The 19,998-nt window shown below is 33.0% G+C and carries 23 protein-coding genes; 10 read left to right on the forward strand and 13 right to left on the reverse strand.

All coding sequences use genetic code 11. From position 1 onward, the window contains the following. Window positions 1–96 precede the first annotated feature (96 nt). The 4 genes from AAC073_RS23125 to AAC073_RS23140 form a co-directional block, all read right to left on the reverse strand. Window positions 97–759 (reverse strand): ATPase, encoded by a 663-nt coding sequence (locus tag AAC073_RS23125; protein WP_339714971.1) that lies wholly within the window; start codon window positions 757–759, stop codon window positions 97–99. Continuing rightward, entirely contained in the window at window positions 756–1,442 is a 687-nt protein-coding gene (locus AAC073_RS23130; protein WP_188669483.1) for a hypothetical protein, read from the reverse strand. Before AAC073_RS23130 ends, AAC073_RS23125 begins: the two co-directional genes overlap by 4 nt. A 7-nt stretch (window positions 1,443–1,449) precedes the next feature. Next, a complete protein-coding gene (locus tag AAC073_RS23135; protein WP_094998125.1) occupies window positions 1,450–1,728 on the reverse strand; it encodes a helix-turn-helix domain-containing protein in 279 nt (92 codons plus the stop codon). A gap of 276 nt (window positions 1,729–2,004) precedes the next feature. Beyond that, entirely contained in the window at window positions 2,005–2,829 is an 825-nt protein-coding gene (locus AAC073_RS23140) for an RteC domain-containing protein (protein ID WP_158657179.1), read from the reverse strand. 118 nt (window positions 2,830–2,947) lie between these two features. Between AAC073_RS23140 and AAC073_RS23145 the strand changes: the two genes are divergently transcribed. Further along, entirely contained in the window at window positions 2,948–3,703 is a 756-nt protein-coding gene (locus AAC073_RS23145) for a ThiF family adenylyltransferase (protein ID WP_094998127.1), read from the forward strand. Between the two features lie 45 nt (window positions 3,704–3,748). On the opposite strand, the gene AAC073_RS23150 is transcribed toward AAC073_RS23145, so the two are convergent. After that, window positions 3,749–4,507: a LuxR C-terminal-related transcriptional regulator gene (locus AAC073_RS23150; RefSeq protein WP_094998128.1), complete on the reverse strand. Its 759-nt coding sequence runs from the start codon at window positions 4,505–4,507 to the stop codon at window positions 3,749–3,751. Between the two features lie 161 nt (window positions 4,508–4,668). Here AAC073_RS23150 and AAC073_RS23155 point away from each other — a divergent pair, with 161 nt between their 5' ends. From AAC073_RS23155 to AAC073_RS23195, 9 genes are all read left to right on the forward strand, one after another. Then, complete coding sequence (locus tag AAC073_RS23155; RefSeq protein WP_094998129.1) at window positions 4,669–5,352, forward strand: hypothetical protein; 684 nt, start codon at window positions 4,669–4,671, stop codon at window positions 5,350–5,352. A 148-nt stretch (window positions 5,353–5,500) separates the two neighbouring features. Continuing rightward, window positions 5,501–5,632: a hypothetical protein gene (locus AAC073_RS23160; RefSeq protein WP_262494254.1), complete on the forward strand. Its 132-nt coding sequence runs from the start codon at window positions 5,501–5,503 to the stop codon at window positions 5,630–5,632. Window positions 5,633–5,656: 24 nt separating this feature from the next. Then, window positions 5,657–5,797: a hypothetical protein gene (locus AAC073_RS23165; RefSeq protein ID WP_188669484.1), complete on the forward strand. Its 141-nt coding sequence runs from the start codon at window positions 5,657–5,659 to the stop codon at window positions 5,795–5,797. A gap of 248 nt (window positions 5,798–6,045) precedes the next feature. Beyond that, window positions 6,046–7,344 carry a hypothetical protein gene (locus tag AAC073_RS23170; protein ID WP_094998130.1) on the forward strand — a complete coding sequence of 433 codons (1,299 nt, stop codon included), beginning with the start codon at window positions 6,046–6,048 and terminating at the stop codon, window positions 7,342–7,344. Beyond that, window positions 7,344–7,847 (forward strand): hypothetical protein, encoded by a 504-nt coding sequence (locus AAC073_RS23175; RefSeq protein ID WP_094998131.1) that lies wholly within the window; start codon window positions 7,344–7,346, stop codon window positions 7,845–7,847. Before AAC073_RS23170 ends, AAC073_RS23175 begins: the two co-directional genes overlap by 1 nt. Before the next feature lie 9 nt (window positions 7,848–7,856). Next, complete coding sequence (locus AAC073_RS23180) at window positions 7,857–10,055, forward strand: peptidase domain-containing ABC transporter (RefSeq protein WP_094998132.1); 2,199 nt, start codon at window positions 7,857–7,859, stop codon at window positions 10,053–10,055. A gap of 5 nt (window positions 10,056–10,060) precedes the next feature. Beyond that, window positions 10,061–10,393 (forward strand): hypothetical protein, encoded by a 333-nt coding sequence (locus AAC073_RS23185; RefSeq protein ID WP_158657180.1) that lies wholly within the window; start codon window positions 10,061–10,063, stop codon window positions 10,391–10,393. Between the two features lie 9 nt (window positions 10,394–10,402). Beyond that, window positions 10,403–12,769 (forward strand): TonB-dependent receptor, encoded by a 2,367-nt coding sequence (locus AAC073_RS23190; RefSeq protein ID WP_094998134.1) that lies wholly within the window; start codon window positions 10,403–10,405, stop codon window positions 12,767–12,769. Window positions 12,770–12,887: 118 nt separating this feature from the next. Further along, complete coding sequence (locus AAC073_RS23195) at window positions 12,888–13,091, forward strand: hypothetical protein (protein ID WP_094998135.1); 204 nt, start codon at window positions 12,888–12,890, stop codon at window positions 13,089–13,091. Between the two features lie 168 nt (window positions 13,092–13,259). Here AAC073_RS23195 and AAC073_RS23200 read toward each other — a convergent pair whose 3' ends face one another. The 8 genes from AAC073_RS23200 to AAC073_RS23235 form a co-directional block, all read right to left on the reverse strand. Continuing rightward, window positions 13,260–13,682 (reverse strand): hypothetical protein, encoded by a 423-nt coding sequence (locus AAC073_RS23200; RefSeq protein ID WP_339714949.1) that lies wholly within the window; start codon window positions 13,680–13,682, stop codon window positions 13,260–13,262. Between the two features lie 15 nt (window positions 13,683–13,697). Continuing rightward, entirely contained in the window at window positions 13,698–14,189 is a 492-nt protein-coding gene (locus AAC073_RS23205; protein WP_339714946.1) for an SRPBCC domain-containing protein, read from the reverse strand. Window positions 14,190–14,276: 87 nt separating this feature from the next. Further along, window positions 14,277–15,395 carry a hypothetical protein gene (locus AAC073_RS23210; RefSeq protein WP_339926190.1) on the reverse strand — a complete coding sequence of 373 codons (1,119 nt, stop codon included), beginning with the start codon at window positions 15,393–15,395 and terminating at the stop codon, window positions 14,277–14,279. A gap of 62 nt (window positions 15,396–15,457) precedes the next feature. Further along, window positions 15,458–16,141, reverse strand: a complete 684-nt coding sequence (locus tag AAC073_RS23215; protein WP_094998139.1) for an ABC transporter ATP-binding protein — start codon at window positions 16,139–16,141, stop codon at window positions 15,458–15,460. A 22-nt stretch (window positions 16,142–16,163) separates the two neighbouring features. Next, window positions 16,164–17,375, reverse strand: a complete 1,212-nt coding sequence (locus AAC073_RS23220) for an FtsX-like permease family protein (protein WP_339917123.1) — start codon at window positions 17,373–17,375, stop codon at window positions 16,164–16,166. Window positions 17,376–17,392: 17 nt separating this feature from the next. After that, window positions 17,393–18,604, reverse strand: coding sequence for an FtsX-like permease family protein (locus AAC073_RS23225; RefSeq protein ID WP_225604090.1), 1,212 nt, complete (start codon window positions 18,602–18,604; stop codon window positions 17,393–17,395). Window positions 18,605–18,621: 17 nt separating this feature from the next. Next, window positions 18,622–19,362 carry an outer membrane lipoprotein-sorting protein gene (locus AAC073_RS23230; protein WP_225604091.1) on the reverse strand — a complete coding sequence of 247 codons (741 nt, stop codon included), beginning with the start codon at window positions 19,360–19,362 and terminating at the stop codon, window positions 18,622–18,624. 2 nt (window positions 19,363–19,364) lie between these two features. Then, entirely contained in the window at window positions 19,365–19,961 is a 597-nt protein-coding gene (locus tag AAC073_RS23235; RefSeq protein WP_339926191.1) for a TetR/AcrR family transcriptional regulator, read from the reverse strand. Between the last annotated feature and the right edge of the window lie 37 nt (window positions 19,962–19,998).

Consider the following 19,998-nt stretch of genomic DNA (forward strand, 5'->3'; position numbering starts at 1 on the left):
CCTATATATTGTTCTATGTGTAATCGCTCATAAATATATTAATTTTTTAACATATTTTCTTGCGGATTCCTACATTTAATTATCTCTTTTATAAGACTATACTCTCTTATCGTTACTCCCTCTGTCAAAAGCCACCAAATTGAACAACTGCCGCATCCGTGAACGAACCCGATTCCCGTAGCGTTCCTCCAACTCCTGGGCATTAAGGTTGGTGGTGGCGTGGGTCTGGATATGATGGTTCAAGAACAGCTCGTAACGGGACAACAATATTTCGCCAAGTACGTTGCAGTCTTTCCCGAAATGCCGTCCGGTAGGTTCTACACCCAAGTCGTCAAAGCAGTAGAATTTTTTATCACTATAATCCTCAATGATTTTATAGCCGATGTTGTTAAAGGCAAAGGCAATATTCCGGGTGGGAATAACCTCATAAAGTTTACGGTGTGGTACAATATGGCGTAGGAGTTTCATCAGGTTGGTTTTGCCACAACCCACAGGACCGGAAAGCAAAATGCCCTTATGGATGTCGATACCGAGTTTTTTACAATTTGCTTCGTCCTTGATGTAATAATTGCACAGCTTGAAAAGTATGTTTCGGTCTTCCTCATAGATCCTGAATTTTTTGCCAAAGAGCAATTTCCCTTTGGCATTGAGATAAACGAGCATTTTATCAAAATCGTAAATGATTTCATTGTTCCTAAATGTTCCTAAGGTATATTGAACACTGCCCTCGATGATGATATGTGGTTTATGGGAACTCATAGGGGATCACTATAATTTTTATTGGAACTTGTCTTTAGGTTGTCCGTATTTTGGCTAACTGCAACCACTGTCTTAACTGTTTTGAGCTCGTCGGCTTTTAGCATCCAGTTGCGGGCGGTAGCCTGCCAATCGATAATCTTTGTTTTACCGCCTACTTTCCAGCCGATGCCTTGGTAATGGTTGTAAAATTTTTTGGCCTCCAGTTCCGGCCAATTTTCTTCTTGAAAAAAAACGATGACCTCATTTTCATTTTTGGGCCGGTCAAGTTTATTCCCGTTTGTATTGTTTATTACTGTTTGTATATGTTTGTTTATAGGTACCACCGCTTGTCCATTGCTTGTCCCGATATTGGTATGGCTTGGGTACAGAACTTGTCCATCACTTGTCCCAAAATTGAACATCTTGATTTTGCTGCCGTGGAATGGATTGTGGGAAGGTTCGTATAGCAGGTATTTCCAATGGTGCAGTTCTTTGATACAACGGTGGTAGGTGGTCTTTGAACCGATTTTTGAAAACTGAATCACTTCTTCCCGGTTGATATGGAAATTAACGGGGAAGTGGTAATTGTTCCACAACTGGAACAAGGTCACGTACAGACTGATGTGCGTGGGATTCAAACGGCCGTCTTTCGAGAATTGCAGGAACACGGCATTCAGGTGCTTGATGTAATTTATCTGCTCCAAAGAAATATCAGAATTTGTTATGGATTTTGTTCTTTTCCATCACGTTCATAATTTCCTCATAATCGTAATAGAGTACACCACCCACTTTGGTATAGGGTAATGTGCCATTGATTCTTAGGTTCTGTAAGGTGCCGGAAGAGATTCCCAAAAGCTTTTTTACCTCTGGGGATTTTAGCCATTTTTTAGAAACGTGTCCTGATTGGTTTTGTAAAAGTTGTTTGATGTCATCGAGCAATTCTGTTTTGAATTCCCGAAGATCTTCGGTGGTAATGATGGTTGCTGCCATAATAAAACGATTTAAATAAAAGAGACCATCGCATTACTGTCACCTAATTTGATGGCCTCTTTGCTGATTTGACTTTCGTTTTACAAAATTGATGGGCTTTGGTGAGTTTTATTCACAAGACAGGACATCTTGGGTATTATTTTTTGTTGATTTTAAATGACTTATATTGTATTCGTTTGGGTGTTTGCAAGTTTTGATAGTTAGCTAAAAGGTATCAAAGAAAATGAGCGTTGTCCCTTAAAACGGAAACACCCAAGTTATCGAACTTTGGTGTTTTTATTCATCGATTTCATCCATGCGTTTTTCGAGATTTTCCTTTAGTGCATCAAGGAATTTGGTCCTTCCTTTTTTTCGCATTCGTATTTCCAAAAAAGCTCTGTAATAATCACCAAGATCGACTTTGAAAATACGTTCAGCGGCGTATGCAATATCTTTGATATCCGCCCTTCCTTTGTTTACACAATTGGTACTGTACAAAGCATAAATAAGTTCTATCAAATCTATTTTATTGTTGGTCCACATCATTCGAGACTCTCGAAGGGACCCATTATTTTCTAATCTATCTATCTCTCTTTTTATATATATAATGAGCAAGTCGTAAGCCATAATCTGGGCTACCATGCTATCATGGCTTGTTGAAAATTGTTCGTCTGTTAAAAAGTGGAAAGTTCCAGGGAAGAGCTTAATTGTTGCGTTACCTCTCAAAAAGTAATACTCATCGAAAATAGATGATTCCCTTCGATAATAAGTATAGAAATCCAGATTGTCATTCAGATACGTTTGCAGTTTATTTATCTGGGAATTAAAATATTTGATTTGTGATTTCGTACTTCCTCTTGGTCTTTTGTTTTCAATATCAAATAGTTTAAGATGGTAAATGAGTTTACTGTAGAGCTTGGGCTTGATTATTTTAAAAAAGTAAATCTCACTTTCCTTATTGTCAAACCCTTGAGAAAGCACGATTTTCCGAGCCTTTTTAAGACTTTCCTTAGCCTTCTCAATAATTTTTTCAGCTTTGAATATTATTGAGGTACTATTGTCAAACTCCAAGAATTCAATATGCCTTTCAAGGTCGCTTAATATGTTTGCGTACTTTTTCAATGAGAATGTTATGGATTCTGTTAAAATTATTAAAAATGAGCCCGATTGAAACTACACTTATGGGTAGGATTCAATTCAACTATTAACCCTAATTTTGATATCAAAACAATAAACAGGAATGCAAGAACGATACCTGCGAAATAGAATATACATTAGTGATGAAGAGCAAAAAATCATTAAGGATTGTCCCATAATATTGGGGGGTAGCGGAATAGGAAGTGTAATTGCCGAGTGTGCCCTACGTTTGGGGTTTGAGAATATCACTATTATAGATGGCGACAAGGTAGAGCTATCCAATTTGAACCGACAGAATTATACTGAAGAGGATATCGCCTCCGAGAAAGTAGAGTCCATAAATGCTAGATTGAAGGCTATCAATAAAGAAGCTAATATTGAGGTTTATAACAGTTTTATAACTGAAACCAATGTTGAAAAGTTTATAAAAGGCCATGCAATTGCTATTAATGCCTTGGATTTTACAACAGATATCCCATTACAGTTTGACAAAGTTTGTCAAGAAAATAATATTCCTGTAATTCACCCGTATAATTTAGGTTGGGGAGGACTTGTTACGGTAATTGCTCCAGATGGTATGTCATTATCTGCTATTGCAAAACCAAATGAGAAATTTAATGAGGTCAATATGGTTGAATACATGTCAACGTATATGAGATTTTGGGGAAATCCTCAAGATTGGATCGATGAAATCATCGAGAAATACAAAAGCGAAAAGGAAAATTTGCCACCTCCACAACTTTCAATTGCCTCTTGGAAAGTTGCCGCCATGTGTACCCATATCCTCTTTGATATCGCTACAGGAAGAGCAGTAAAAAAATTTCCTGAATTTTATTTATCGACGATATTGAATTCTTGAATAATGGACTAACATAATTATGTTTGTTTGCCAGAGCCTTACAATCTAAATGAGTTTATTATTGGTGGCATACATAATAGCTTCGGATATATTGGTCACTTCCAGTTTGTCGAATAACTTTCTTCTATGGAATTTTACTGTATCCGGAGACACATAAATTGATTCGGATATTTCATTTATGGTAAAACCTCTGGTCGATAGCTGTAATATTTCTTTTTCCCTCGATGAAAGTTTTATTTTTTCATCGGCTTTCCAAAAGTCACCATCAAGATCATACTTGAAAATTTTATTGTCCCCCTTTTTGTAAATTTTTATGTTTCCTGCTTGTCGTTCTGCAGATAAGGAAACAATACATATGGCTTTCCATATTTTGCCATTATTGGTCAAGAACATGGGGGTCAATTTTTGATTTATCAAAATGGTTTTTCCTTCTTGGTTTTTTATATGAAAATCATATGAGATAGTATGATTCTTTCTTTCCTCCATTGGGATTTTATCATAAAATTCGAACCCTGCCGTGTTGATTTTAATCAGCAGATCCAAATCGGACTTTATTACATATTTAAAGTAAAATGCGTACCCCATCTCCTTAATTTCTTCGGCAGTATGGCCACAAAGAAACAATGGGTTGTCCGATACATACTCAAAGCCCCTTTTCTGATAATCAATCACATAGATGCTTTTGTATGTAGTCCTTGAGAAAGCTTTTATAGCTTCTAAATAATCTAATGTTTGTCCTTGACTTCCCTCTGGAATTTCATTAACCGAATTCTTAAAGGAAAAGAAGTCTTTCATGTCTGCCATATAGTGTAGGTATAAGTGTTTACTGTTACAAATGTAACTTTTTTCTTAACATTTTAAAAACTACACTTTAGTATAGTTTTTATGTAACTAACTAACAACTACCATTTTGTGTAAAAATAAAGCTATGTAGTCCCAATAGATTTGGAAGTAAAACCAGAATTATGATACTTCCAAAAAATTATTTAAAAAGATTAGAGTTAGAACAACTATTTGACCTGGCCAAGTTTGTAGTCAATGAAAACTTCAAGCATCACACAAGTAGTATTTACCCTGAAAATTATGAAAATGACATAAGTTCAATTTTCCAGGAAGAGATGCTTTATTTTAAAAATGCTGGAATTTTTGTTTCCAAAGACGAGGATAATTCCATAATAGGATCGATTAGGGTACTACGGTGGAATTACAAGGACATATTGCCTATCCAGAAAATATTCGGTATTAATCCATTACTGTTAAATGGTTATGACATTAATAAATCCATTTGGCATATTGGCAGATTCGCCATAAAAAAAGGAGTTAAGGATATCAATTTATTTAAGAGGCTTATGGTTTGTGCCATAGCTCCTATATGTCAAGATAAAAACGCTGTAGCTTATGCAGAGTGCGACAGTAAACTTTTAAGGGTCATGCTAGCGTTGGGAATTAAGGCCACTCCTGTAGATAAACCTATCAATTATTTAGGTTCCGAAACCATTCCCGTGAGTATGCGGTATAAAGACTTAATTGGCTTCTATAATAAAAACAAGTCTTTGGTTCCTGTAGATTTTTTGACTTCAACCATGAATTCAGAACTACCCAAAAGGGTAGTTTCTCCTGTTCATCAATACAACTACTCTTTAGTGTAGCATTAAGTAAAGTACTAAAATATAGTTTTATACACGAAGAGTTGATTGTAAAAACAAACAATATACTCTTGGCCGAGAGATAGACCGAAGAGCAATTAATGTCTTGAAACTAAAATTGAATCTTATATAATTATAAATTTTTTTAAAAATGAAAAATTCGAATCCAGAAAAATTCTTGGACACTCAGGAGCTATCAGCTTTGGAAAACGAAACCTTAAAGGGTGGAAATGCCGAAACTGATGTTAAGGTAGAAAAGAAAAAGGAGAAAAAACAAGAGTAATAACCAATCTTAAATTTTTTAAAAATGAAAAATTCGAATCCAGAAAAATTCTTGGACACTCAAGAACTATCAGCTTTGGAAAACGAAACCTTAAAAGGTGGAAATACCGCTGTTGATGATGTTGAAGTAAAAAAGGAAAAGAAGAAGGAGAAAGCTTCCGAGTAGGGAGTCTTTGATTATTAAGGAGGTGTTTATAAATATACGCCTCCTTATTACCAATAACCAAAAAATCACTTAAAAATAGAAAATAAGATAAAGGCACCAGATAACTTTTTAGAAACTGAAAAACTATCAGCACTTGAGAAGTTGACTATAAGAGATGGTATTGATGAACAGGATGATAAGAGGGTTGGAAAGAGAGTAGCCATAGTTAAATAATAATGACAGAAGAAATGATCAATTAAAAATATATTATGAAGACAAAAAATTTTACAAAGGATTGGTGGTTCTCATTTATCGAGAAAAATCTCTCTTTCTCAGAAACACAAGTTTATAAAAAGGCAATCTCTGAAGATACTTTAGATGCATTAAACAATGGAGCTAGAGAAATGTTAAGATCAAGGATAAATAGACTTGATATTACGAATGGGTTCAGACTTTATATAGATGATAAGGAGTTGAGTGACTCAGAAATAAGAAGGCTGATTAAAGATAATAAACTTAACGATTCGGAAAGTATCGAATCATACTGCACCCGTGTGTTTGGCAAAAAATTTGGAATAATCACCAATTATGGAGAAAAGCATTCAGAAATTCTTGCAAGTACTATTTTAAAAACGATTCGTCCTCTATTCGATATTGTTGGAATTCCACCGTGGGGTTTAGAGTTAACAACTTTTATAGGAAACTATGGGTGGACACCACTGGGAATACATACTGATAATAGAGGGGAAAATGTATTACACTATCATTTGGGTCCTGGTAATAAGAGTATGTATGTGTGGGATGAAGATTTGTATGAAAAGGTAGGAAAGGGAATTTCTAATAATAAAAATGTTGACCCACTCCTAAAATATGCAAAAAAATATGAGTTTGGCTCTGGGGATTTATATTATATGCCTTGGAACAAACATCATATTGGGTATTCCGGGGATTTCTCAATTGGAGTAACATTATGGTTTAATAATCCTACCAGGTATGATTTTTCCAAATTAATGATTGAGACCATTAAAAATTTATTTCTCAAAAATGATCAAAGTATTATAGAAAGTCAGTTAGATTATTTAAGTAACGAAAATACGTTTACTGATTTTGTTAATACCCTAAATATTGATAAAGACATTTTAGAAAAGCCTTTATTGGATTTTTTAAAGCTAACTTATAATGAGTACAAAAAATGCTTAATCAGTAATGGAGGGTGGCAAAATATACCTCTTAGTTACCATAAAAAAATAGATAGTCAAAAAGAGTATTTCCCGAATCTTGAAACCAAATTCATAATTCCAAACGATTTATTTGAAATTAATTCGGAAAAAATAGAAGATAGATTATATGTCTATGTCAGAGGTTCAAGATTATCATTCAAGTATTTTCCAGAACTCGTATCCATACTAGATACTATCAACACATGCAAAGTTGGCGTTGAAGTTAAATCAATTATTGATGAACATAAGAGTTTACCAAAAGAAGTAACACTGTATTTCTTAAAAGTCTTGATCAATAATAAAGGGGTTAGGGTGAAAGAACTGGAATTAATAGAACCATTACCATAATGAATAGTTATAACATTAATAAGGAAGGAAGGAACAAATACGTCTTTGTGACTGATGATAATGTTGAATATCAGTTAGTGATAAAGCCTTCTGGAATTATATACAAAGACTCAAAGGGAGCTAATAAAAATGTTATTGAACTGGCTCTTAATTGTGATATCAATACAGCGAGTAAAGATTACAAAACCGTGAAAACTCTAGCAAAATTCTATGCCGAAGTTTCTAGTATGTATGATGCTATTTATATGCAAATACACAATCAACCAGAAAGTATTAATAATGGCAAAATTGAAAGAAGGGGATTGTCAAGAGTTAAACTTTGGAATCGTTCAATATCAAGATATTATGGTAATTATATACTGCTAACAAATTTAATTCTTAGTCCTAACAAGAATAGTGATATTTTAAGTATCCTGATAAAAAAGGACTCCCTTTACTTTAAGCAATTCGTAACGAACTTTTATAGATTCTGTTACTCTAAGATGTACAAAACGGCTTCTTGATTAATAATAATGTTCAGAAAAAAAGACCAGCATATCGAATTAATCCGTCAACATGATTTAATGGATTGTGGGCCAGCTTCATTAAGTATGGTGACTAGCTATTTTGGAAATAAATTCTCACTTCACAATCTTAGAGAATTTTGTCAAATAGGTAAGGATGGTGTTTCTATGCTAGGAATTATTCATGCAGCAAAAAAAATTGGATTTAAGACTCAATCTGTTAAATTGGATTTAAGACAGCTCGTAAATAATTTTAATTCGCCATGCATACTATATTGGAACAAAAACCATTTTTTGGTTTTAGAGGCAATCTCTTTCACAGGTGAAAATAGGACTTTTAAGATTGCAGATCCAGCTCATGGAAAAGTTACTTTGGATGAAGAACAATTTAAACAATCATGGCTGAAAGGGGAAGAAAAAGGAATTGCTCTATTTCTCGATCCTACTGACAAGTTTTATTCTTTAAAGGACCAAAACGATTTCAAAGAACGGATAAATCACATATTAAGATTATTTCTTCCATACAAGAAAAAGATTTTCTTGTTGATGTTTTTTGTATTAATAGGCAGCCTTTTAAGTATAGCTCTCCCTTTTTTGACGGAAGCTTTGATAGATAAAGGAGTAAGCAAGAAGGATTTAAACTTTATTACCTTAATTCTCTTGGCTCAACTGTTTGTTTTTCTTGGAATAATGGGAATCAATATTCTGAGGAATTGGTACACTCTAGTCATTGGGGCAAACTTTAGCATTGATGTTATTTATTCGTATTTGGATAAGATTCTAAAACTTCCCATCAGTTTCTTTGATACTAAAAATTCAGGTGATTTTAATCAAAGAATACAGGACAATGTAAAAGTTGAAGAGTTTTTTACTTCGGACAGCATATTAACTGTTTTTTCGATTTTAACGTTAATTATTTATTCCATTATTCTATTCTACTATGACATTTACCTGTTTGTAATATACTTAGGACTTACTTCCTTATCTGTAGTATGGTCATTCTTTTGGTTAAGAAGAAGAAAAACTTTGGATTATCAATTATTTAGGGCAAAATCAGAAAACCAGGAAGCGGTTTATGAGTTTTATAATGGTATCAAGGAGATGAAACTTAACCAATATGAGGATTATAAGAAAAATGAATGGATTGACCTTCAAAACAATTTATTGAAAATTAATATTAAATCACTTAAGATTGATCAATTCCAATCTATTGGATTTACATTTTTTAATCAACTCAAAAATATTTTGGTCACGTTCTTGGCGGCTAATTATGTTGTAAAAGATACAATGACATTGGGGGCTTTATTGAGTGTTTCTTTTATAATTGGTCAAATGAATTCCCCAATACACCAACTATTGAACTTTATAAAATCTCAACAAGATGCTTTTTTAAGTTTTAATAGACTGAGCGAAGTATATACTCAAAAAAATGAGGAAAAAGAGTCAGATAAGAAACTTAATCCGGAAATAGTTCCAGTTGATATTAAAATACAAAATGTCAATTTCAAATACAATATACTTTCTCATAAATATATCCTTCAGGATATCAATTTGATGATCCCAAAAGGGAAGGTTACAGCAATTGTAGGCCATAGTGGAAGTGGAAAAACAACTTTAATGAAGTTGTTATTGAACTTTTTTCCTCCATTATCTGGAAAGATTTTATATGGCTTGGATGAAATAAGTGAAATATCGGCGAAGAGTATCAGAGAGAATTCGGGAATTGTGATGCAAGACGGATATATATTCAATGATACTATTGAAAGAAATATTGCTATGAACGATACAAATGTTGACAAAATAAAAATGAATAATGTTTTAAAAGCTGTCAATCTATTTGATTTTGTCAATTCATTAGCACTTAAAGAATTCACTAAAATAGGTTCAGGGGGAAATGATCTTTCAGGAGGCCAAAAACAAAGAATATTAATTGCAAGGGCAATCTATAAAAATCCAAAGTATATTTTCTTGGACGAAGCAACTTCAGCTTTAGATGCTACTAATGAAAAAGAAGTACATAATAATTTGCAGAAGTTGTTTAGGAATAAAACGGTTGTCATAATAGCTCATCGTTTAAGTACCGTTCAAAAGGCAGACCAGATAATAGTTTTATCTGAAGGAAAAATGGTAGAACAAGGTACACATACAGAGTTAATAGATAAGAAAAATTTTTATTACACATTAGTTAAAAATCAATTAAATATATAGAAATTATGAATTTAAAAATATTAAAAATCAGTTTGTTAATGATGGTTGCTGTTAGTTGTAGCACAACGAACTCTATCGTACCATCTAAGTATGAAACGGTATCTTCTACAACCATAGATAATGATGAGTATTCTTCAATCTATCAAATACTTAAGAGCAATTTTGATGATTTTCCAGAGAAGAGTAATAGGAAAATTAATTATGAAAAACACAATGAAGATTATTCGTTTCAAATAAGATTGAAAAAAAATCACTTCAAAATGAAATATAGTAGTGATAAGGGATATAATGACAAAATAAATTCAATCAAGTCAAAGATTGAAAATATAGTGAAATAAAGAAAATTTATGAGAATTAGTATAATAATATATGTTTTGCTGAATACGGGATTATTGTATTCTCAAAATAGCATTTCTGGTAAGATTGTTGATAAATCAGAAGAGCCATTACCTTTTGCAAATATTGTCTTATATCATGCTGATACTGATAAGGTGGTAACAGGAGCCGTGAGTGATGATAAAGGGGTATATTCCTTTATGGATATTCCTAATGGAAATTATTTACTGGAGGTTTCTGTCCTAGGTTTTAAGACCCAAAAATCAGATTCCTTTACCCTTTCTGATGAAAACCAAAATGTAACATATAGTTTTACCTTAGAGGAAGAAGCTCAAGCATTAAACGAAGTTGTTGTTAAAAGTAATCGTCCGATAATTCGGCAAACAGCGGAAAAATTGATAGTTAATTTGGAGCAATCTGAAATGGTGAGTTCCAATTTACAGGATGTCATGAAGAAAGTACCGGGTATTATCGTTACCAATGGAAATATTACTTATGGCGGACAACAAGGCATAACCATTTTAATAAATGGAAAAACAACCGAGTATATGGATATTTCATCCTTATTGCGAGACCTCCCAGCGGACAATATCTCAAAGGTTGAATTGGTTCAACAACCTGGTGCTGAGTTTGATGCCGAAGGGTCAGGTCCATTAATCAATATTATCCTCAAAAAAAATGTTAGACTAGGCACTAATGGAAACCTTAAACTTTATACGGGATATGATAATCGACCTGAATATGGGGTGAGTGGCTCAATTGCAAGCTATAAGAATAAACTTAATTGGCAATTAGGTGCAGGGTATAGAAAATCAGCATGGAGAGAAGACCTTTTTATAACTAGAAGGGTAAATGGAGAAATTTATGACCAATCGACTATTTCACCATATAATCCAAAAACTTATAGATTCAATGGAGGGCTAGACTATTACATAAATGAGCATCATACCATAGGATTTGGAACAAGATTTATTAATACAGATTCCGACAGGATAGCATCTAACAGTACCCAAATTATTGAAACGGGTTCATCAGAATCCTTACTCACTGAAAATAGTTTTGATCGTAATAGAAAAACTTATAATATAAACCCATACTATAAGTTTGAAGATGAAAAAAATAAGTTCATTCTAGATTTTGATTACGTTGATTACAACAATGATAATATTAACAATTTATATAAAGTCGGACAGAGTCCAATTTCATACGATGACCAACGATATTTTCAAGATGGAAAATATCAAATATTGACTTATAAAGGAGATTATAAACGTACTTTAAATCAAGATTTTAATTGGATGTTCGGAACAAAATACTCAAGGGTTTCCACGGATAGTGACTTACGTTCTTTTGTACAAAATACGAATGGGGATTTCACTTTGGATGCTGACCAAAGTAACCGTTTTTTGGTAGATGAAGACATCTTGGCCATATACTTAAAAATGGTGAAAAAGTGGGAAAATTGGTCATTTTCTGGTGGGTTACGTTGGGAAAACAGTAATACAAAGGGAACTTCCACCAATACAAATGAAGTAAGGAGCAGGAGAATTTCGAAATTATTTCCAAGTGCTAGCATCGATAGAAAAATTAATGACAAATTTGGAGCTAATCTATCTTATAGCTATCGAATTTTAAGGCCTTCTTATAATTCCCTAAATGCATTTGTCTATTATTACGACCCTTATACTTTTGAGCAAGGAAATCCAAACTTAAAACCTGAATTCACCAATAGTTTTCAATTTAATCTTACTTATGATAATCAACCCTTTTTTAGCATAGGATACAAGAATACAGACGACGCCTTATTCGAAATTATATCTCAAGATGATGCCACGGCCCAAACCTCCAGGTCGGTAATCAATCTTGCCAAGAGGGAAAATTGGAGCTTTAGGGGTTTTGCACCTGTAAGTTTTCTTGATGGTTTGGATGGCTATACCGGAATTATAGTAAATTATAATAAATACGAATCAGAAAATTTGACCCCAAAACTCGATTTGGATAAATGGAGTTTGACATGGTACACAAACCTGGAGTATCAACTTCCCTGGGATATGAATTCAGAATTGACGGGATACTATACCACCGGCGGACTTCAGGGGCAAATAGAACACGATTGGTTGGCCGGACTTAGTTTTGCCATAAGCAAAAAGTTTATGGATGATAAATTCAAAATCAATTTGGGTATTGAGGAGATTTTGAATCGCAAATTCTATGGCAATATTATTTATGATAATATTGATGCCGATATTATAAGCGATTGGTCCCGTCAAAATGTCTATTTTCAATTGACATACAATTTTGGGTCGAATTTTAATAAGGAAAAGGATAAAAGAAACCCTTCTGAAGAAGAGCAGGGCAGAATAAAGGATAATAATTGAATTTAAAATTTACTAACCTATTTTTAGATAAAGCTCTGGGTGTATGAACAATAATATGATAAGAAAGAAATTTTAAGGTATTCTATTTTTAATAATCTGTATTTCTGCAAAAGCACAATTGGATACAATTTCTTTGGTATTTGGAAAGAAGCTAGCATTAAAATCAGAAATACTAAATGAAGAAATAGAAACTTGGTTAAGATTTCCAACTGATTTTGAAAAACATAAAGGCAGTTTATCAATCCTTGTTCTTTTGGATGGAGATGAATATTTTAAAATAGCTTCAGACGTCATAGAATTATATGAATGCACAATCTTCTAAGTCGAAGTTCCAATTTTTAGAACCAATTATCACATCTAGTAAAGGCTTTAATTTCCTAACTTCGTTTTGTGAATTTACTGATGTACGAAAAATTGATATTTCTTTTTTTGAAGTTTCTTTTATTAAATCTGCCATTTAATTTTAAGCGAATTTTACACCCCGTTTTAATTATACTCTTATATTTTTAAACTTCCATTTTTTTAAACCTCCAAATAAAAACAGTAACCCTATGCCTAAAGCAACAATAGAATAAATTGTTTCTAAACTGGATACAGCCTTTTGTTGAGGAATACCAAACAATAATTCTCCAGCACCGCGAATTATATACACTCCTGAAATTATAAATATTCCATATTTTAAATTTGGGAGTTTTTTAATTTTTCCATCTGCGGAAAGTCCATAAAGTCCAAAAATGAAAAAGACAATAGCAACAAAAATCGTCAATAGGTAAGGTAATGAGAAATGTATTTGAGAAAGCTTAACCATTTCTTCTCCTATCCCTGTTATCTCAAATATTTTTTCTGCCCAAAATAGACCGATAATGTGAGCAAATGCTATTATTATATTTATATATCCACCAAGTCTTAACATAACAATTCTACTTTACTACTGTTCTACTAATTCTTTAAGTTCTCTATTCATTTTTTTAAAAATTTCTAGTTCTTTAAAAATCTTTTTTCTAAACAGAGAGGCAATAATGCCTTTTAATTCCCATTTTTGAATAAAAACAACATTCTGTTCGTCTACCTCTTCAATTATAAAACTATGTGTTGCCTTAAAAAACCAATTCAGCATAACAACTTGAGTAGCAGAAAATGATTTAAAATCATTTTTACTAACTGCCTTAGCTTTAAAATTTGAACTTTTGCCATTTGGTTGTGTAATTGTTACTTTGAATTTATTCCCCACAATTAAGTTATTGTTACTTTCCATTTTTAAAACAGAATTCCAACTAGGATAATTTTCAAAATTTGTTATCACCTCCCAGACTTTTTCTTTTGAAGCTTTTACAGCTATTTCAATTTTATATTCTTTCATTTTTTGAGCATTAACATTAATAAAGAAGGCACTAGCAAATAGGACTAATAAAACTTTCATAATAAACAGTTTGTAATTTGGTTTAACTTTATCTAATTTTTGATTTACTTCTTTTTAAGAAACATCCTTACACTATCGTTTTATTACTTAAAAACTATATTTAAACCTTAAATAAATACTATTTCCAAGGTTAGAAAAATTATCTTTTTGCTTACCATAAAAAAGTTGCCCAGTAACATCAAAATCCCAATTTTGGGATATACTATAAGTAAACTGTGGCATAAAAAAAATCATATCAATATCAGCAGCATATATAGAAGCCATTGAACCTGCTATTGCTGGTGTAAATGTTTTAGAAGCTTGACCAAAAAAGGACCATTTATTTGGCATCAGGTGTTTTACGTCAATAGATTCACTGTATAATTGAGAAGCATCGTAAGCATTTGTGGTACTTATACCATCACTATTATATAATGTAGAAACATTTAAGGAAATATCATTTTTGAAATAATAATCAAACGAAATGGAACCTACAAAAGCATTGTCTTCGATGGAATTGCCATAGGGCATAAAATAACTTAATTCTCCTTTGAAACCCATATCTTTTATAACACCTTCCCAGCCTAACCCCAAGGTGTAATTTTCCAAATATTTGGCGACTATCATTTGAAAATCATATTGAAATTTGTTGAAATTATACTTTATAGCCACTGTATTATTTTTCCATTCATCTGTATAATTAATAGCAAATTCGAAACTAGAATTTCCAGAAGTGAAATATTTTGCTCTTAAAGCATCTGTCCCTGGTCGCTCTTCGTAATCAAAATCAAAAAAGCTGTAAGCATTAAAAAGGTCATTAGGATTCCAAACTAAATTCTTACCCCAATTTATACGTTGACGACCTAAAACCAACTGCCATTTACTTGAATGATAATCTACATACAACCGGTCAATATTTGAAAGCAAAATAAGTGCTGGTTGATTTATTAATAAAGCAGTCATATCAATATCTTGGTTTGAATTTTCAACCATTGACGCATAGTTTGGAATTGATTTAACTGAAGTACCCCAAAATATCCTGTTACGTAATTCGATTGCTAGTGTAAGATTATCGTTGGCATACATCTTAAAGTTTAATCTATTATGAATTAGGTTGTCATTTCCTATACTATCCAAGGAAGTAAAACTAGAAGTGTTTAAATACTTTACATAACCCGAAAAGTCTACATGTTCAGAAACCCAATTTTGCTTTTCCTGTGCCGTCATATTGATTATTGATGCAATAACCAAAATATAGAATACTATGTGCTTTGTTAACTTCAACTTAATTACTTGGTATCCTTAATTATTTTACCATCTTCCAATGTTACTATACGATGTGCCCTATCAATAACGCGTTGATCATGCGTTGAAAAAACAAATGTTATTCCTTCTTTTTCATTGAGTTGCTCCATAATGTCAAGAAGATCTGATGTGGATTTTGAATCTAGATTAGCAGTAGGTTCGTCAGCTAATACAAATTTAGGTTTAGAAGCCAATGCTCTGGCCACTGCAATGCGCTGTTGTTGACCACCACTCATTTCATTGGGGCGTTTTGATGCTTGACTATCCAAACCAACCGATTTTAACAGGGCTTCAACTCTATTATCAATTTCTTTCTTTGACTTATGCTGCAAAAGCATAATGAAACCTACATTTTCCTTGGCATTAAGGACTGGGATTAAATTATAGGCCTGAAATACAAAACCAATATTTTGTAATCTGAAATTGATAAGTTCGTTTTCCTTCATTCCAATGATATCAATTTTGTCGACAAACACCTCTCCTGAATGGGGTCTGTCCAGCCCACCAATAATGTTGAGCAAGGTGCTTTTTCCAGACCCAGAAGGTCCAACAATAGCAGTGAATTCTCCTTTTTCTACATCCAAGGAAACGCCATTAAGCGCTTTCACTTCGTTACCTTTACCCTCATTATAAACCTTTATTAGGTTTTCTGTTTTTATAACATTCATTTTTGTTGAGTTTTAAATTTTATCAAATAGCTTTCACGGCCTCTGCCGGATTTAATTTTAAAGCCCTTCTTGCTGGTATTACGGCCGCAATCAAAGCGACAGAAAGTGTCATTAAGGTAATATCAACATACATAGCAAATGGCAGTTTGGTAAATACTCTTGCACCCATACCTAAACTTTCCAGTCCTTTGGCCACAGCCGATAAATTGATGCCATTCCTACCAAAATATTCAATCGTCCATATTGACAACAATACACCTAGAAGCGCCGCTATAAAAGCCAAGAAAAGTGTTTCCAAAATAATCATGGTAAAGACTTTTCGTTTATCCATACCAACAGATAGCAACATCCCTATTTCTCGTTTTCGTTCCAGAACCGCCATGAGCATAGTATTAACAATGCCAAAAGCCAAGGCTAATAAGATAATCCCCATAAAAATGTAAATAAAGTTGCTCATGGCTTCTTGGGCATAGCCCAATTCTGGTGAAAGTTGATCCCAACTTTCAACGGAATTGTTTGTTTTGATTTGGTTCTCTACAGTTTCAGTTTCAGTAATGTTATCACACAAGATGGCTATTTCATGGTATTTGCCACTTAAACTAACTAGTGGAGCTAAATCATCATACTTCACAAATACATTTTCCTCATCAAACGAACTGTTTATGGTTTTAAAAATTCCTTCAACCCTAAAACCAGTTGAAACGGTATTATTATTGGAATCTTGAAAGTTGAGTACCACCTTGGAATTGACTTTAACACCTAATTTATTGGCTAGTTTTTCCCCAATGATAATTGGATTTCTTTTTAGTTTGTACAAATAGGTTCCTTGCACCAGTTTTTCTGAAATATCTGTGACATTTTTTTCTTTATCAGGGAATATTCCCATAATCTTCACACCATAATTACCATGAGCTGTAGATGCCATTCCTTGTAATACCAACCGTTTCGTATAAGCCGTTACATGACTCATGGTGTCTATCTCTTTTAAAAGAGTATTACTTCCAATGATAGTATCTTTTTTATCAAAATTTTCCTGAAAACCAGCATTGTGAATTTGGATGTGGGACAAATTTGTATTTATAAAACTACTCAAACGCTGATCGTTCATACCGGAGACCATGGCCATGATAAACAACCCAGACCAGATGCCTAAAACTACCGAAGCAATGACAATACTGCTTCGTAGTTTATTACGCCAAACGTTTCTCCAAGCAATCATTAATAATGTTTTCATTTTGTTACTTTAAAAAGTTAACCTCTCATAGCATGCAGAGGATTCAGTTTTTTAATAATTAAGATAGGATATAGAGATACCAACAAGGCTATTATGAAAATTAGTGAAGCATGCACCAAGGGCAGGTCAGGTTGTATGTAAAATGGAATTTCTGCATTAAACCCGAAGTTCTCCATCATTTCGGCTTGTGTACCAGGTAGTACCAAAGGGTCGTAGTGTTTCCACAACATGATTGGATACGCAAGAAGAACACCCATAATTACTCCCAACAATGATAGTATAATGGTTTCTATAAACACCATAAACATTAACTTGCCTTTTTTCATCCCAATAGAGACGAGCACACCAAATTCATATTTTCTTTCTTGTGTCATCATTAGTACGGTGCCAAAAATTCCAAAGATGAGAATCATGTACAGGATAGCTATCATCAACAATCCACCAACACTATCTGCTAAAATGGTTTGTTGCAATTCAGGCATCATTTGTTGCCAGTTCATTACTTCATAGTTACTGTCCAACTTGCTTGAGATTGCTTTTTGCAACGACTTAAGTTGGACATTGTCATTTTTATCTACCACAAGACTTGTAACAATGCCAGATGCACTAAAAAGATTTTGGGCATCTTCCAAGGACATCATAGCCGTAACTTTATTCAAGGCAGGGTTTTTCAAGTCTATAATTCCAGAAATATGAAATTTATCAGCAGCCAACATTCCATGGTATCCCTGTCCTACAAAAACCAAAGTATCATTGGTTTCTACTTTAAAATAAGAGGCTACTCCTTTTCCTATAATAATATCCTTTGGGTTTTGAGGAAGGAAACCTGTTATCAATTTTGAATTTATATCCTGTAATTTTTGTTCCTTCTTAAAATCAACCCCATTGAGACTAATTACTTTAGTAAGGTCGCCAAAGGACAATAAACCATAATTTTCCAATCTTGGTAAAATCGTTTCAACACCTTCTGTGTTTGACAATTGATTAATTAAGTTACTAGTTACAATTATTGAATTATCTATTGATCGATTATCCCAATATCCTTTATGATGTAGCTGTATATATCCTGTATATGAACCTACCACATTGTCTATCATACCCTTATAAGTACCCAACTGCATAGAACGCATGATTAAGGAAAGGAATATTGCTATGAGTATAGAGGCTACAGTAATTAGACTCCTTTTTTTATTACGCCAAATGTTTCTCCAGGCAATTTTTAGAATCATTGTTTACTAATTAATAATTAATGGATGCGTTTCATGTAATTGGTGGTAAAGTATTCATCAGGTATATCGATACCAAACTTCCACTGACTATAACTAATTACCGTAGATTGTCCCGGTTTATCGACCGGCACAACAGTTAGTTTTGAAGGAAGTAACTTGCTATCAAATGTTTTTACGTCCGATCCTATCATTTGATTGACCAAAAACATATCTTCATCATAAAAATCTGTCTGCATCTGCATGTATTCTTTTTCATCTATCCAAATGATTATTTTTCCCCAAACAACAGCGGCATTAGGCTTTGGGGTCAACTCAATTTTCCAGCACATGTAACCTTCCTTTTCTTCTTCACCAATAATTTTTTTATCATAATCTGTCACCAATGAGGATTGTTTTACTAAATCGTCATTTGTTAAATCGGTGCCCATCCAATTCTGCAACATCATTGAAGGCGGAAACTTTACTGTTCTTTCAATTGTTGGCAGGTAATTCCAAACCTCTTTTTCTCGCATGAGGAAAACAGTACCCCTTTCTTTTGCTGGACTGGTTATTACTAAAACTGAATAATCTGAACCTTTTGACCAACCTTTCATTTTCATTTCTTTGGACCACTTTGGTCTATTGATATTGATGGTGATCTCTGAATAGGACGATTTCCCCCTAAATTTATCATCAGCATTTTTAACAATCTCATCAGCATTTTGACTAAAAGAGAAGTTAGAAACAACCATTAACAATAATAGTAACTTGTATTTCATAGCTAATTTTTTTTAGAATTTATATAATCTTTTATAATGTTTTCTTTAATCGTGTTTAAAGGATATGATTCACCGAAAATCATATATTGAATACCAATGCCATCCATTAACGCCCCTAGCTTGACAGCTTCATTTTCAGGATCATGGTGACCTATCATGGTAAAGAGCTCACTCAATTGTTTGGTGAGTTCTTCATATATGGATGAAATTGTTTTATGAACTGATGGTATTGAACCTACATGTATGGCCAAAGACACTATAAGACTCCAAAGTTCTTTCTTTTCTTCAAGTAACTTAAAGTACCCTTCAACTACTGCTATAAATATTTCTTCAGGGCTTAAATTTTTTAAATCATCTTCTGACAGGTTTAATTCCGACGCCTCTTTTAAAGCAAAATCAACAGCCTCATTTAACAATCGCTCTTTATTATCAAAATAGTTGTAAAGAGATCCTTTTGATATGTTCAATTCATTGGCAATGTCACTTATTGAAGTATTGAAATACCCCTTGGTTGCAAATAGCCGTAGTGCCCCTCGTATGATTTTTTCCTTCTTTTCTTTTTTATGGGCTTCTAATTGTTTTTCAGTTCTTGGACTCATATTTTAAAATAAACGATTGGTCAAAATTAAAAAATTA

The sequence above is a fragment of the uncultured Cyclobacterium sp. genome (genome assembly GCF_963977555.1).
In the GTDB taxonomy this organism is placed as follows: domain Bacteria; phylum Bacteroidota; class Bacteroidia; order Cytophagales; family Cyclobacteriaceae; genus Cyclobacterium.